The sequence below is a fragment of the Amycolatopsis sp. NPDC088138 genome, assembly GCF_044741685.1.
Lineage (GTDB): Bacteria > Actinomycetota > Actinomycetes > Mycobacteriales > Pseudonocardiaceae > Amycolatopsis.
Window position 1 is genome coordinate 998,082 of the sequence record NZ_JBIUTB010000003.1, and the last position, 12,834, is coordinate 1,010,915.

Consider the following 12,834-nt stretch of genomic DNA (forward strand, 5'->3'; position numbering starts at 1 on the left):
GTCAGGCCTCCGACGGCTGCGCGTCGTAGGGCTTCGCGGCCTGGTAGGCGCCCATCGCGAGGCCGCCGACCGTGGAGAACCGGTCGAGGCCCTTGGTGAGCTTCTCCATCGCCTCCAGCAGCTTCGCCAGCCGGCCGCCCTGGCGCGCGAAGCCCTCCAGGAGCTTGCTGATCTTGCCGGCGATCTTCGACGCGGTCGCCGCGGCGCGGGCCGACGCGACCCCGCAGAACGCGGCGATCGAGCCGCCGAAGGTGCACACCGCCGAGGCCGCCGCGATCAGCGCGTCCCGGATGAGCTCGGCGATCACCGACGAGATCAGGCCGAAGACGATGCCGCGCAGGGTGCAGACGAGCATGCCGGAGATGCCCGCGACGGCCGCCGTCCCGTCGAGCGTCTTGCCGAGTGATTCGAGCTCCTCGGCCATCTTCGTGAGGCTGTCGCGGTAGGCGTCGGCGGCCTGGCCGGTCCACTCGGCGACGCTGCGCAGGTCGTCCCGGTGCTCCTGGGCGACGGTGTGCATCTCGGCCGCCGCGGACTTGAGCTGGTCGACGTTGGCGTTGATCTCGTCGGGATTGCCCAGCAGGGCGTCCAGCGGCTCGCGCAGGAAGCTGATGTGCTCCAGCAGCCAGCCGACACCCGCGTTGAGGACGGCACCGAGCGGGTCGGCGGCGGCGCCGATGGTGTCGACGACGGCACCGGCCGCGCTGATGGAGACGTCGAGGACGTGCGAGCCCTCGGACTCGGAGTCGGCGGTGATCGAGTCGACGAGGCCGGAGTAGGTGTCGAAGATGCCGGCGCCGGACGTGGCGGTGGTCATGTCGGGGTCCCCTCAGTCGCGGCGCATGATGCCGGAGTCGCCGAAGTCGTCGTCGTCCTCACGCGGTGGTCGTGCCGGGCGGCGTGGCGGTGGCGGCGGCGCCGGCGTGGCTTCCGGCTCCTCGTGCTGCCAGAGCCGGCGTTCGCGGATCGGCTCGGGCGCCGGCGGCTCCTCGGGCTCCTCCGGCGGGACGTAGCCGGTGACCATGTGCATGGCCTCGGAGTCCCCGCCCAGCGGCGCGAACGCGGCCGCGACGTTCACCGCGGCGTCACGCTGCGCCTTGCGGGCGAGCTTGAGGATCTCCTCGGCGAGCTTGGCCCCGGACCTGCCGGCCACCGCGGCGTCGGTGAGCTGCAGGTCGGTCAGCGAGCCGTTGGGCGCGACCCCGACGCGGATCGTCCCGTCGGGCGAAGCGACGGTGGTGCCGGCGGCCTCGAGCCCGACGCGGAACTCTTCGGCCTTCTCGCGCACGTCGGCGATCTTCGTCTCGAAGTTCGCCAGCCATTCCTCAGGTGTCATCCCGGCCTCCCCGCTGTCCGACGCGCAGCGAAGGCTACTGGTTCCGCGACCAGCGTGGACGCGAAAAGCCCCGCACCGGGTGTCCGGTGCGGGGCTTTCGCGTCTGCCGTTATTCGCCGATGACGGGCGGTGCGGTGCGCATGTCGGTGCCGAAGACCTCGTCGGGGTCACCCTCGACCAGGTACGTCGGGCGCGAGTGCTCCGTGTCCTCGTCGCCTTCGCCCTTCTGGCCCCGGCCCATGCCGCCGCCCGAGCCCATGCCACCGCGGCCCGCGGCGCCACCGCCCGCGCCCAGCCCGCCCATGCCGCGCCCGGCGGCCGCTTCGGCCGCGCCGATGCCACCCGGCCGGGCCGCGCCCGAGGCGGCACCCGCGCCGGTCGCGCTGCCGGCACCGGAGCCACCGGGCCCGAAGCCGGAACCGCCCCGGCCACCGCCTCCGGCGCCGCCGCCGATCTTGGAGTTGTAGGCCTCGTCGCCGCCGAACCCGCCGCCCATGCCGCCACCCATCGGCATCGGGCTCATCGGCATGCCGCCCATGGACGTGTTCGGGTTCGACGTCGACCCGCTCGGCACCCCGCCCGGCAGGAAGCTGGACGGCGTGGTGGTGCTCGCCGGGAGCAACCCGGCGCCGGTGGTCGAACCGGGCCCGGAGATGTGCGGCGTGACGTTCGGGCCGGGGATGTTCCCGCTGGTGAAGTTGTTGCTGCTACTGCTGCTGTTGTGGCTGCCACTCGGCGTGTTCACCGAGCTGGCACCCGGCATGTCGACGCCGGACGGGTTGTTGATCCCGTTCTTGTCGCCGGTCCCGTTGGGGTCGCCGGTGCCGCCCCCGGTGCTGAAGCTGGGCGGCGGCGCGAAGGCAGGCTGCTTCGACGCGGCCTCGTAGAGGTTCTTGTCGTAGGTCGACATCACGCCGGCGGCCTCGTCGTGCGCGGCCTGGCTGTCCTTCTGCTTCTGCAGGGACTTGTCGACGTTGTCCGGCAGGCTGAACGGGTTGGACGTCGCCCAGTTCTTCATCTCGTCGGTCCAGCTGAACGGGATGGGGGCCGGCATCGAGTTCTTGGCGGTGGCAGCTGCCTGGCCCTGGTCGTAGATGGTCTCCGACGCGAGCTTCGCGTTCTGCCCGTTCGCGTCCGACCACTTGCCGAGGCTCGTGAAGTAGGACTGCGCGTTCGTGGCCGCGCTGCCTTCCCAGGTGCCCTTGGACGCGTTCACGGCCGTGTTCATCGACGTGCCGAACTTCTCGAAGACCTTGTGGACCTCGTGGTAGGCGGTCGAGACGTCGGAGACCTGGTCGACGTTCAGGTTGCTGTCGAGGTAGGCCTTGAGCTGGGTGTGGTCGCTGCCCTTGTAGTCCGCGTTCGGCGCGTTCAGGCCCGAGACGTACTCGACGTCACGGCCCTTGGTGGCCGCCGCGACGTTCTTGTCGCCCATCTCCTGGGACTGGTTCTTCGCCTGTGCCTGGGCGATCCACTGCTGGACCGGCCCGAACAGCCAGCTGCCGGGGTCGACGCCCTCTTCGGCCTTCTGCTGCAGGTAGGCGTCCCGCTCGGCGGGCGCCATTTCCTGGACTTGCTGAGGCGTCTTGTCCGCGGTCTTCGGCAGCGGTCCCTGTCGCGTGCTCATCTGGGTTCCCCTTATCCCTTCGGCAACCGCGGCTCGACGGCCTTGGCGACGGCTTCGGCGATCTGGCAAGCCTCGTCGGACGACTCGACCGCCGTCACCGCCACGTCCACTCGCGACGAATCACCGACGGCCAGTCCGAGCGTGCACCCCGGGGCGGCTCCGTCCGGTGCTTCCTTCGCGCGGCGGCCGTTGACGTCCTTGTCGACGACTCCTCGGCCCGTGTCCCGTACCTGGTCGACCGAGGCGTCATCGCGCACGTTCGTGCCGACCACCATGCCCTTGTCGCTCGCCGAAGCGATCTTCTTCTGGTAGCTGCACGACCGGGCCGAGCCCAGCGTCTTGTTCACCGGGGCGTTGAACTCGCCGTAGCTGCCCAGGTCGCCCACTTCGAGGAGCGAGCAAGGGTCGGTGATCGACTCGGTTCCCCCGCCTGAAGAGGACGAAGAGGACTCCGGTGCTCCGGACTCGCTGCCCGAAGGCGTCTGGGCGGGGGAGGCGGTTCCGCCCTGAGTGCTGGTGCACCCGGCCAGCAGCGCTCCGCCGGCCACGAGCGGAAGCACAACACGAACGAAGAGTTTCGTCATTCCTCAGGCCTGACCGGTCTTCATCTGGGAGAACGCCTGGTTCTCGGTTTCCGAGTACAGGCCCGCCGCCCGGGCCAGCGCCTCGTCGGCCTGGGTGGCGACCTGCTTGAGCTGGTCCAGCACCGCCCTGGCCGATCCCTCGGCGTCGGTCGCGCTCTTCTGGTCGTGCGAGGCGACGGTCTGGCCGTACGGGTGGCTGCCCAGCTGCGGCGCCTGGTCGAGGGCCTGGACTTGGAAGCCCAGCGCGTCGAGGTCGTTGACGAGGTCGGTCAGCGCGTCACGGATCGGCTTGACGCCTTCCGGTGTGATCTTGAAGCCGCCGCTTTTCGCGGCGTCCACCAGCTTCTGCGTCTCGGCCGTGACGCCCTTCACGGCTGCGCTCATGCCGGCCGAGGAGAGCGGGTTGACTATGTCCGCGAACGACCCGCCACCGCCGCCGTCGGCCATCTGCATAGCTGTTCCACCCCGTATCGCTTCGCCCGTGCGTGTCCACCCGGGAGTCTACTAGCCGGGCACCCTCCGCAACTGCCGTTCACCGATCTTCACTTCGGACGCAGTGCCGCCGTGAAAGGTTCCCCGAGGGTCAGAACTGTCCTTCGAGCTGGGCGTAGAGCTGCTGGGCGAGGCGGGCGTTGTCGGCCGGGGCGTAGGTGATCCAGCGCTGGCCGTCGGCGGCCGTGCGGGAGGACATCAGCCAGCGGCCCGAGTCCGTGTCGAACCAGGCCAGCGGGGCGAACGTGCCGCCGCGGGTCTGGGCCGTGAACTGGCCGATGCGCTTCTTCGGCTCCTGGAAGACCCGCTCGATCATCCGGACCTGCGGGCCGCCGCTGCCGCTGGTCGACCGCGGGCCGCTGACGCCGGCGAAGGGGTCGTACGCGTCGTCGCGCCGGGGCCGGCGCGGCTGCTCCGCCGGGCGGGAGATGGTGACCGACTGGCCGGGCGCGGCCGGGGTCAGCGGCAGCAGGTCGACGATCGCCGGGACGATGCCGGTCGGGCGGACCTCCTCGAAGACGAGGAGGTTCTCGTCCTGCTTCACGAGCACGGCGAACTGGCCGTCGGAGGCGACGCGGGCGAAGAGCTGCTTGCCGCCCAGCTCGGCGACCGCGCTGATGGTCAGGCCGGCGCGGACGAAGGTGGCCAGCGCCAGCTCGGTGTCCGCGTCGAGACGGCCGCGCTGCCACAGCCCGCGCCCGCTCAGGTCACGGACCACGGCGTCGCGGATCATCGCCCGCTGCTCGACGGTCGTGCCGACGTGCGGGACCTCGAACGGCGTCGGCGCGCGGCCGAGGCCCAGCTGCTCGAGCAGGATGTCCACCGCTGCCAGCGACAGCGAGAACGTGTGTGGCATCGCTAGTTTCTCCCCCGCGGGTTTCCGGATTCCCGGGAAACGGTAGTCCACCGCGCACGAGTGCCGCAGCTGGACGCTGAACCTGCTGCGCCCTCAGCGAACTCGCTTGCCGCGCGAAGATCGCCGCTGGTCCGATGGGTGCATGGCTGACCAGAAACCCGCACTCGTGCTGCACCTCGCGACCGGCGGCGAGCCGCTGCTGTTCGCGCTGACCACCGAAGAATCCGCGAAGCTGACGGGCAAGCTCGCCCAGCTGGTGAAGACCGGCGCGGTGGAGACCGTGACGACCAAGAACGACGCGGAGGTGGCGATCAACTTCGCCCACGTCGCCGCCGCCTACGTCGACGACCTCAACCGGAAGACGAACATCTTCGGCATGCACGCCTAGCGGGCGGCGCGCGCCAGCAGTCCCGCCTTGATCTCCGGGCGGCTCGCGACCACCAGCAGGAACGTGGCTTCGCGGACCAGCCGCTGCGCGTGCTCGCCCGTCAGCACCGCACGGCTGCCCACCGCCGCCACGAGCGCGCCCGCCGAGCGGTAGGCCAGTTCCGCACCCGCGGCCCTGGCTTCGAACAGCCGCGCCATGTCGCCCGCGGCCAGCCCCTCGTCGAGCGCGTCGCGGACCTGCGCCTGCTCGGCGGCCAGGGTGGCCGCGACCGCCGGCTGCCCGGCCTCGCCGATCAGCCGGGTGGCCCGCCCGACCAGGCCGAGGTGGGCGCAGCCGTTCAGCCGGGCCCCGAAGGTGTTCCCGGCGATGAACTCCGCGTGCGAGGTTTCGTCGTAGACGAGTTCTTCGGGGACGAAGTAGCCGTCGAGGGTCAGCGCGACGGTGGCGGTGCCCTGGACCGCGACCAGGTCGAGCCGCCGGACCGCCAGCTGCGGTCCGGCGGCCGCGTCGACCACCGCGCTGATCAGGTTGTCGCCGTCCCGGCCGCACAGCTGCAGCACGTCGATCAGGCCCCAGCCGCTGACGAACGGCGCCACGCCCGTGAAGGCGTAGCCGCCGTCGACCCGGGTGGCGCGCATGAGCGGCGTCTTCGGGATCACCCCGCCGTACGCGACGCCCGCGCGCACCTCGCCGCGGATCAGCGGCGCCAGGTAGCGCTCCCGCAAGGGGGACGCGGAAGCCGCCAGCCCGGCGACCAGGCCGTTGTGCTGCAACCAGGTGAACGTCGTGCTCAGGCAACCGCCGGCCAGGGTTTCCACGATGGCGGACAGCTGCGGGAGGTCCGCTCCCGCACCGCCCAGCTCGACCGGTGCGGCCAAGCCGTAGAAACCCTGTTCGGCCAGCAGGTCGAAATGGCTCCGGGGCACCTCGCCCTTGACGTCCACCTCGGCCGCGGCCGGGAACAGGACGTCGTCGGCGATCGCCCGAGCACGCGCCACCAGATCGGTCATGCGGTCAGGCTACCCAGCTCAGAGCTTGTACAGGCGCTTCCAGTTTTCGCGCGAAGTCAGCTCCGGCATGGCGCGCTTGTACTGCTCCTGCACCGCCGCGCCTTCCTTGCGCAGCCGCTGGACGACCTTCGCGCCGCGCTTGGCCAGGTCGAACATCTTGACCTTGTCGTAGGACCGGACGCGGACGCCTTCCTGGTTCGCGTCGGTGACGACCGCCGTGTCGAACAGGGCGATGTGCCACCAGTTCGCCTCGTCGATCGGCACCGCGCCGAGCCCGAAGCGGCTGCGGCCGAGGACGCGGTCGAGCACGCGCTTGATCAGCACCAGGCGCTGCATGCTGGGCCGCGGCGCGCTGTTGATGATGCCGATGTCGTTGGAGGCGATGCCGGGGACGTCGGTGGCCTTGTGCCGCTTGGTCTCCGGGTACTGGTCCCGGATCCGGCGGATCTCCTTCATCGCCTCGACGCCACCGTCACGCAGGACTTCAGGGCCTTCGAGGAAGTCCTCGACGGCCTTGATCAGCGTCGCCGACAGCCCGTACTGCATCCCCAGCAGATACCGCACCAGCTGCGCCAGCAGCACCCGCGAAAGCAGGTTCAGGTTGAACGGCGAGTGCAGCGCGGCGGTGATGATGGAGTTGCGCAGGTTGAAGTAGCGGTGCCACTCGTCCCAGTCCTTCATGTGGAAGTCCGCGTGCCACACCCCCGCACCGGGGAGGGTGACGGTCGGGAAGCCGTGGGCGCGGGCGCGGTAGGAGTACTCCGCGTCGTCCCACTGGAAGAAGAACGGCATCGGATACCCGGTGGCCTGCACGACCTCATACGGGATCAGGCAGGACCACCAGCCGTTGTACCCGGCGTCCAGCCGGCGTTCCTGCCGGTTCGGCTTCAACGTCTCCTCGTCCACCCCGAGCAGGTCCGCGGTGGTCAGCGAGTGCTCGACCGGCTGGCCGGGTTCGAGGGTGTTCAACCGGGCGTATTCGGCACCGACGTGCAGCTGGTTGGGGTGGAACAGGTTGAGCATCTGCCCGCCGACGATGATCGGGTTGGCGGCGCGGTTGGAGAACGCCGTCATCCGGATCACCAGGTCCGGCTCCAAAAGGACGTCGTCGTCCATGAACAGGACGTTGGCGTGGGCGGTGGCGGTGTGCCCGGCGACCTCGTAGAGACCGCGGGTGAAACCACCGGCGCCGCCGAGGTTGGGCTGCTTGATGTAGTGCAGCTTGTCGGCGAGGTCCTTCACGACCTGCTCGAACCCGTCGCGGGATTCGACCAGGTCGGTGCCCTGGTCGGCGACGTAGATCGCGTCGAGGGTGTCGAGGGAGGAGACGTCGGCGGCGAGGGCCTGGAGGTTCTTGAGGCAGTCGTCGGCGCGGTTCATCGTGCAGATGGTGACCGCGGTCGGGCGGATCGTGTCGGGGGCTTCGACGGTCCAGCGGACCTGCTCGACCCGCAGCGTCTGGCCGCCTTCGGTTTCCAGGTCGAGCCAGAGGGCGCCGCCGTCGTAGAACTTGTCCAGCTTCCCGGTCAAGACGACCTTGTGCTGCTTGACGTCGGTGACCTGCTCGGCCTCGATGACCCGCGGCTCACCCTCGACGTCGGAGGCACCCATGGACAGCAGCCCCGTGCCGGTGACGACGGCTTCGACCGACACCTCGGTCACGGTGGTCCAGCGCTGCCAGTACGACGCCGGAAACCGCCCGAAGTACGTGTTGCCCGAGACCTTGGAGGCCGGCTCGAGGCTGATCGCCGCACGCTCGCGCACGGCCGAGCCCCACTCGAGCTCGGCGTAGAGGTCCTTGCTCACGATCGGCGCCGGGCCGGCGTAAAGCCCGCGCTGCGCCGTCAGGCGACCCTGCGGAGTGTGCTCGGTGAACCGCGTCTCGGCTGCCGCGCCGGCAGTGGTGGTCGGCGCCGGGGTAGCTGTTTTACCGGGCATGAAGTTCCTCAGTTCTCCTCAGTCGACGGCTCGCGGAAGACGACCCACTTGAGCATCACGAAATTGATCACCGTGGCAGTCGCCTGCGACACGGCCCAGCACAGGGTGTGCTGCCACGCGGACTCCGGCAGCACCTGCAGCATGAGCTGGTTCACCCCGACCGCGACGAAGAACGTCACGGTGTAGAGCAGGACGAACGAGCCGACCTGCGCCTTGCCGTCGCGCCGTCCGCCGGAGAAGGTGAACTTGCGGTTCAGGAAGAACGCCGTGGTCGTGCCCACGATGAAACTGATAGCGCGCGCGACGTCGACCCACGGTGAAGCGGCCATGCCGGCCACCTGGGTCAGGAGGGTGTACGTACCCAGGTCGACCAGGGCGCAGAAGCCACCGATCAGGGCGAAGCGAATGAGCTGCCCGAGCAGTCCGATGGAGGACGGCTGAGCAGCTGCGATGTCGGCTTGCGGATCGGTCGCCACCACTGCTTTACCTCGTTGCCTGAGTCATGGTCACCCGCGCGGGCGCTTGTGCCTTGATGCGCAAAGTGTAGAAGCGAGCACTTCAGGGTCACGTTCCGGGCGTCCTTCGGCGTGGCTACCCTGGTCGGGTGACCCAAGGACCCGAGACACAGCGTCGCACGCTCACGGGCTGGGCGCGGACGTCACCGACCATCGCCGACGTGCTCCGCACCCAGGACGTGGAGACCATCGCGCGCGCCGTGACCCAGGCCGGCGAGCGCGGTGTCATCGCCCGCGGCCTCGGCCGGTCCTACGGCGACCCGGCGCAGAACGCGGGTGGGTTGGTCATCGACATGACGGCCCTGAACCGGATCCACTCGATCGACCCGGACAGCGCGCTCGTCGACCTCGACGCGGGTGTGAGCCTCGACCAGCTGATGCGTGAGGCGCTGCCGTACGGCCTGTGGGTCCCGGTGCTGCCGGGCACGCGCCAGGTGACGATCGGCGGTGCGATCGCCAACGACATCCACGGCAAGAACCACCACAGCGCGGGCAGCTTCGGCAACCACGTCGTGTCGATGGACCTGATCACCGCGGACGGCAAGGTCCGCACGCTGACGCCGGAGGGCCCGGACGCCGAGCTGTTCTGGGCGACCGTGGCGGGCATCGGCCTGACCGGCATCATCGTCCGCGCCAAGATCCGGATGACCAAGACGGAGACGGCGTACTTCCTCGCCGACAACGAGCGCACGAACAACCTCGACGAGACGCTGGAGCTGGTCAGCAACGGCTCCGACGACAAGTACACGTACTCCTCGGCGTGGTTCGACACGATCTCCACCGGCTCGAAGCTGGGCCGCGCGGCCTTCGGCCGCGGCTCGCTCGCGAAGCTCGACGAACTGCCGCCGAAGCTGCGCGCGAACCCGCTGAAGTTCGACGCTCCGCAGCTCGCGACGCTGCCGGACGTCTTCCCGAACGGCCTGGCGAACAAGCTGACCTTCGGCACGATCGGCGAGCTGTACTACCGGAAGACGCCGAAGGAAGCCCACGGCGTCATCCAGAACCTGACCGCCTTCTACCACCCGCTGGACATGTTCGGCGAGTGGAACCGGGCCTACGGCTCCAAGGGTTTCCTGCAGTACCAGTTCTCGACGCCGCTGGGCGCGGCCGAGCCGCTCGAGAAGATCGTCAAGAAGATCGCCGAGTCGGGGCACGTCTCGTTCCTCAACGTGTTCAAGCGGATGGGTGAGGGCAACGCGGCGCCGCTGTCGTTCCCGCACCCCGGCTGGATGGTCTGCGTCGACTTCCCGATCAAGGACGGGCTCAGCCGGTTCTGCCAGGAGCTCGACGACGACGTCCTCGAACTCGGCGGGCGGTTGTACACCGCGAAGGACTCGCGCACCTCGCCCGAGACGTTCGCGAAGATGTACCCGCGGCTCGAAGAGTGGCGCAAGGTCCGCGCCGCCGTTGACCCCGAAGGCGTTTTCGCCTCTGACATGAGCCGGAGGCTCGCACTGTGATCGACGCCGTTGGCAACCCCCAGTCCCTGCTGCTGCTCGGCGGCACGTCCGACATCGCGCTGGCGATCGCCGAGAAGTACCTCGCCGAGAAGCCGCTGCGGGTCGTGCTCGCGGCGCGCCCGTCGCCGCGGCTGGACGCGGCCGCGCAGCGACTGAAGGACAAGGGCGCCGAGGTCGCGACCGTCGACTTCGACGCGAAGGACCTGGCGTCGCACCCCGGTGTGCTGGACAAGGCGTTCGAGGGCGGCGACATCGACGTCGCGGTCGTGGCGTTCGGCCTGCTCGGTGACGCCGAGGAGCTCTGGCAGGACCACGCGAAGGCCGTCGAGCTGGCGACCGTGAACTACTCGGCCGCGGTGTCGGTCGGCGTCGCGCTGTCGGAGAAGCTCAAGGCCCAGGGCCACGGCACGGTGATCGCGCTGTCGTCGGTGGCCGGTGAGCGCGTCCGTCGCTCCAACTTCGTCTACGGCTCGACCAAGGCCGGCTTCGACGGCTTCTACCTGGGCCTCGGCGAGGCTCTCGCGCCGCACGGCGTGAAGGTGACCGTCGTCCGCCCGGGCCACGTCAAGACGAAGATGACCGAGGGCATGAAGGACGCCCCGCTGGCGCAGACGGCCGAGCAGGTCGCGGATATCGCCGTCTCGGCCGCTCGCGCCAGCAAGGACCTGGTGTGGGCGCCCGCGCCGTTCCGGCTGGTGATGTCGGCGCTGCGGCACGTCCCGCGGCCGATCTTCCGCAAGCTCCCCATCTGACGTCTCCACCCGCAGGTGGAGCCGGATTTCCATCCGGGCCCGACCCGCGAGCCGATGTGTCGTGACGGCCGTCGAAACAGACTGTCGTCATGACGAACACCTCGAGTGACCGCGCCAGGCTGACGATGCTCCTGCGCGACGTCGCGCTCCCGATGGCCCTGTTCTACGTCCTGCGTTCCTTCGACGTCGACGCGCTGTGGGCGCTGCTGGTCAGCGCGCTGCCGCCGGCGATCCGCTCCGGGTACGTCCTGGTGCGGCACCGCCGGGTCGACCCGATCGGCGCGTTCGTGCTGGCCATGCTCGTGGTCAACGGCGCGGTGGCGCTGATCTCCGGCGACCCGCGGCTGCTGCTGGTCCGCAGCGCCTGGGTCGGGCTGCTGCTGGCCGGGCTGATGCTGGGGAGCCTGGTCGTCGGACGGCGGCCGTTCCTGTTCCGGGTGATCTGCACGCTCCAGCCGGCCCGCGCCGCCGAACTCGAAGCGGGATGGGCAGCCGACGAGGGCTTCCGGCGGCAGTGGCGCACGGCGACCTTCTGGTGGGGCGTGGGCGGCGTGCTGCTCGGCTGCGCCGTCGTGCTGATGGCGTTCACGCTGCCGGTCGACGTCGTGCCGTTCCTCGACACCGCGCTGACCGTCGGCTGCCTGCTGCTCGGCATGAAGTTCACCCGGGCGCGGTTGATCGCCGGCATCAACCGGACGGTGGATGCGTAGGAGCCAGGTCGACGATGGCCCGGGCCCGGCCCGGCCGCGAAGCTCGGGGCATGGGGAAATCGCTCGTCGCGCTGCTCTGCGACATCGCCGCGCCGGTCGGCGGGTACTACCTGCTGCGGGCCTTCGACGTCGCGCCGATCTGGGCCCTGACGTTCAGCGGCCTGCCGCCCGCGCTGCGGGTGCTGTACCTGGCCGTGCGGCACCGGCGGGTCGACGGCATGGGCCTGTTCGTGCTGTTCATCGTCGGGATCGGGCTGGTGACGTCGCTGCTGACCGGCGACGCCCGGCTGCAGCTGGTCCGCGGCGCGTGGTTCAGCATCCTGATCGGCGTCTGGATGCTGGCGAGCCTGTGGGTGGGCCGCCGTCCGACGACTTACCAGGCCACGCTCGCGCTGATCCCCCACCGCGCCGAGACGCTGGAGGCGCGGTGGGCGGACACGCCGTCGTTCCGCCGGGTCTGGCGGGTGCTGACGGTGGTCTGGGGTGTCGGCGGCCTGGTGCACAGCGGGCTGAGCGTGGCGCTGGCGTACACGTTCCCGGTGGACAGCGTGCCCGGGCTCGATACGGTGCTGTCCATCGCGAGTTTTGTGGTGCTCCAGGTGGTCACCCAGGTTCTGCTCGCGCGGGAGGGCACGATGAACCGGATGTGGGCGCGCCGATGATCGAGATCCCGCCACCCGGTGAGTACCGGCTGGACCCCACGCGGTGCCGGGTCGGCGTGTCCGGCACGCACCTGTTCGGCATGTCGACCGTGAACGGCGAGTTCCCGCTGCACGGCGGCACGGTGCTCGTCAGCGACCCGGTGACGGCGTCGCTGGTGACGGCGGAGATCGACGCGACGGGCCTTGCGACCGGCGACCGGCTGCGCGACACCGAACTGCAGTCCCGCCGGTTCCTGCACGGCCGCGAGCACCCGGTGATCACGTTCACCGAGGGCCGCCCGTGTCAGGACGGGCCGCGGTGGCTGCTGGACGGCGTCGTGACGGTCCGCGGGACGGCGGGCCGCGTCCAGTGCGCGATCGACGCGGTCACGCTGCTGCCGGACGGCTTCACCGCCCGCGCGGCGACGGTCGTCGACCGCTTCGCGTTCGGGATGACGTACGGGAAGCGGATGGGCGGGCGCGAGTTCACGCTGACGCTGGACGTCACCGCACTGCGGGCCTGAG

Annotated in this window: 15 protein-coding genes; 6 read left to right on the plus strand and 9 right to left on the minus strand. The window is 70.2% G+C overall.

Annotated features, from left to right (window positions below; translation table 11 throughout):
• Position 1: 1 nt before the first annotated feature.
• From ACIOD2_RS19975 to ACIOD2_RS20000, 6 genes are all read right to left on the minus strand, one after another.
• On the minus strand, positions 2-817 hold the full coding sequence (locus ACIOD2_RS19975) for a WXG100 family type VII secretion target (RefSeq protein ID WP_400539873.1): 816 nt from the start codon (positions 815-817) through the stop codon (positions 2-4).
• Positions 818-829: 12 nt separating this feature from the next.
• Entirely contained in the window at positions 830-1,336 is a 507-nt protein-coding gene (locus tag ACIOD2_RS19980) for a YbaB/EbfC family nucleoid-associated protein (protein WP_400539875.1), read from the minus strand.
• A gap of 109 nt (positions 1,337-1,445) precedes the next feature.
• Positions 1,446-2,963: a hypothetical protein gene (locus ACIOD2_RS19985; RefSeq protein ID WP_400539877.1), complete on the minus strand. Its 1,518-nt coding sequence runs from the start codon at positions 2,961-2,963 to the stop codon at positions 1,446-1,448.
• An 11-nt stretch (positions 2,964-2,974) separates the two neighbouring features.
• On the minus strand, positions 2,975-3,511 hold the full coding sequence (locus ACIOD2_RS19990; RefSeq protein ID WP_400539879.1) for a DUF3558 domain-containing protein: 537 nt from the start codon (positions 3,509-3,511) through the stop codon (positions 2,975-2,977).
• Between the two features lie 39 nt (positions 3,512-3,550).
• On the minus strand, positions 3,551-4,000 hold the full coding sequence (locus ACIOD2_RS19995; protein ID WP_400539881.1) for a hypothetical protein: 450 nt from the start codon (positions 3,998-4,000) through the stop codon (positions 3,551-3,553).
• Between the two features lie 130 nt (positions 4,001-4,130).
• Positions 4,131-4,895: an ESX secretion-associated protein EspG gene (locus ACIOD2_RS20000; protein ID WP_400539883.1), complete on the minus strand. Its 765-nt coding sequence runs from the start codon at positions 4,893-4,895 to the stop codon at positions 4,131-4,133.
• A 142-nt stretch (positions 4,896-5,037) separates the two neighbouring features.
• Between ACIOD2_RS20000 and ACIOD2_RS20005 the strand changes: the two genes are divergently transcribed.
• On the plus strand, positions 5,038-5,283 hold the full coding sequence (locus tag ACIOD2_RS20005) for a hypothetical protein (RefSeq protein ID WP_323328900.1): 246 nt from the start codon (positions 5,038-5,040) through the stop codon (positions 5,281-5,283).
• Here the strand turns inward: ACIOD2_RS20005 and ACIOD2_RS20010 are convergent.
• From ACIOD2_RS20010 to ACIOD2_RS20020, 3 genes are read right to left on the minus strand one after another with little or no spacing between them, the layout of a single operon-like run.
• On the minus strand, positions 5,280-6,293 hold the full coding sequence (locus ACIOD2_RS20010; protein ID WP_400539885.1) for an acyl-CoA dehydrogenase family protein: 1,014 nt from the start codon (positions 6,291-6,293) through the stop codon (positions 5,280-5,282). The genes ACIOD2_RS20005 and ACIOD2_RS20010 overlap by 4 nt on opposite strands.
• An 18-nt stretch (positions 6,294-6,311) precedes the next feature.
• The gene (locus tag ACIOD2_RS20015; protein WP_400539887.1) at positions 6,312-8,231 is read right to left on the minus strand and encodes a glycosyltransferase; all 1,920 of its coding nucleotides are present in this window, start codon (positions 8,229-8,231) and stop codon (positions 6,312-6,314) included.
• 8 nt (positions 8,232-8,239) lie between these two features.
• Complete coding sequence (locus ACIOD2_RS20020) at positions 8,240-8,710, minus strand: GtrA family protein (protein ID WP_400539889.1); 471 nt, start codon at positions 8,708-8,710, stop codon at positions 8,240-8,242.
• Between the two features lie 125 nt (positions 8,711-8,835).
• Between ACIOD2_RS20020 and ACIOD2_RS20025 the strand changes: the two genes are divergently transcribed.
• From ACIOD2_RS20025 to ACIOD2_RS20045, 5 genes are all read left to right on the plus strand, one after another.
• Positions 8,836-10,206, plus strand: a complete 1,371-nt coding sequence (locus tag ACIOD2_RS20025; RefSeq protein WP_400539891.1) for an FAD-binding protein — start codon at positions 8,836-8,838, stop codon at positions 10,204-10,206.
• The gene (locus tag ACIOD2_RS20030) at positions 10,203-10,958 is read left to right on the plus strand and encodes a decaprenylphospho-beta-D-erythro-pentofuranosid-2-ulose 2-reductase (RefSeq protein WP_400539893.1); all 756 of its coding nucleotides are present in this window, start codon (positions 10,203-10,205) and stop codon (positions 10,956-10,958) included. Before ACIOD2_RS20025 ends, ACIOD2_RS20030 begins: the two co-directional genes overlap by 4 nt.
• A gap of 89 nt (positions 10,959-11,047) precedes the next feature.
• On the plus strand, positions 11,048-11,668 hold the full coding sequence (locus tag ACIOD2_RS20035) for a VC0807 family protein (RefSeq protein WP_400539895.1): 621 nt from the start codon (positions 11,048-11,050) through the stop codon (positions 11,666-11,668).
• A gap of 50 nt (positions 11,669-11,718) precedes the next feature.
• Complete coding sequence (locus tag ACIOD2_RS20040) at positions 11,719-12,330, plus strand: VC0807 family protein (protein ID WP_400539898.1); 612 nt, start codon at positions 11,719-11,721, stop codon at positions 12,328-12,330.
• Complete coding sequence (locus tag ACIOD2_RS20045; protein WP_400539900.1) at positions 12,327-12,833, plus strand: YceI family protein; 507 nt, start codon at positions 12,327-12,329, stop codon at positions 12,831-12,833. The genes ACIOD2_RS20040 and ACIOD2_RS20045 overlap by 4 nt, the downstream gene beginning before the upstream one ends.
• Position 12,834 lies beyond the last annotated feature (1 nt).

Excerpts from the sequence above, each read along its gene's own strand:
- ACIOD2_RS19975 (WP_400539873.1), bottom strand. The coding sequence starts at position 817 with ATGACCACCGCCACGTCCGGCGCCGGCATCTTCGACACCTACTCCGGC.
- ACIOD2_RS19980 (WP_400539875.1), bottom strand. The coding sequence starts at position 1,336 with ATGACACCTGAGGAATGGCTGGCGAACTTCGAGACGAAGATCGCCGAC.
- ACIOD2_RS19985 (WP_400539877.1), bottom strand. The coding sequence starts at position 2,963 with ATGAGCACGCGACAGGGACCGCTGCCGAAGACCGCGGACAAGACGCCT.
- ACIOD2_RS19995 (WP_400539881.1), bottom strand. The coding sequence starts at position 4,000 with ATGCAGATGGCCGACGGCGGCGGTGGCGGGTCGTTCGCGGACATAGTC.
- ACIOD2_RS20000 (WP_400539883.1), bottom strand. The coding sequence starts at position 4,895 with ATGCCACACACGTTCTCGCTGTCGCTGGCAGCGGTGGACATCCTGCTC.
- ACIOD2_RS20005 (WP_323328900.1), top strand. The coding sequence starts at position 5,038 with ATGGCTGACCAGAAACCCGCACTCGTGCTGCACCTCGCGACCGGCGGC.
- ACIOD2_RS20010 (WP_400539885.1), bottom strand. The coding sequence starts at position 6,293 with ATGACCGATCTGGTGGCGCGTGCTCGGGCGATCGCCGACGACGTCCTG.
- ACIOD2_RS20015 (WP_400539887.1), bottom strand. The coding sequence starts at position 8,231 with ATGCCCGGTAAAACAGCTACCCCGGCGCCGACCACCACTGCCGGCGCG.
- ACIOD2_RS20035 (WP_400539895.1), top strand. The coding sequence starts at position 11,048 with ATGACGAACACCTCGAGTGACCGCGCCAGGCTGACGATGCTCCTGCGC.
- ACIOD2_RS20040 (WP_400539898.1), top strand. The coding sequence starts at position 11,719 with ATGGGGAAATCGCTCGTCGCGCTGCTCTGCGACATCGCCGCGCCGGTC.
- ACIOD2_RS20045 (WP_400539900.1), top strand. The coding sequence starts at position 12,327 with ATGATCGAGATCCCGCCACCCGGTGAGTACCGGCTGGACCCCACGCGG.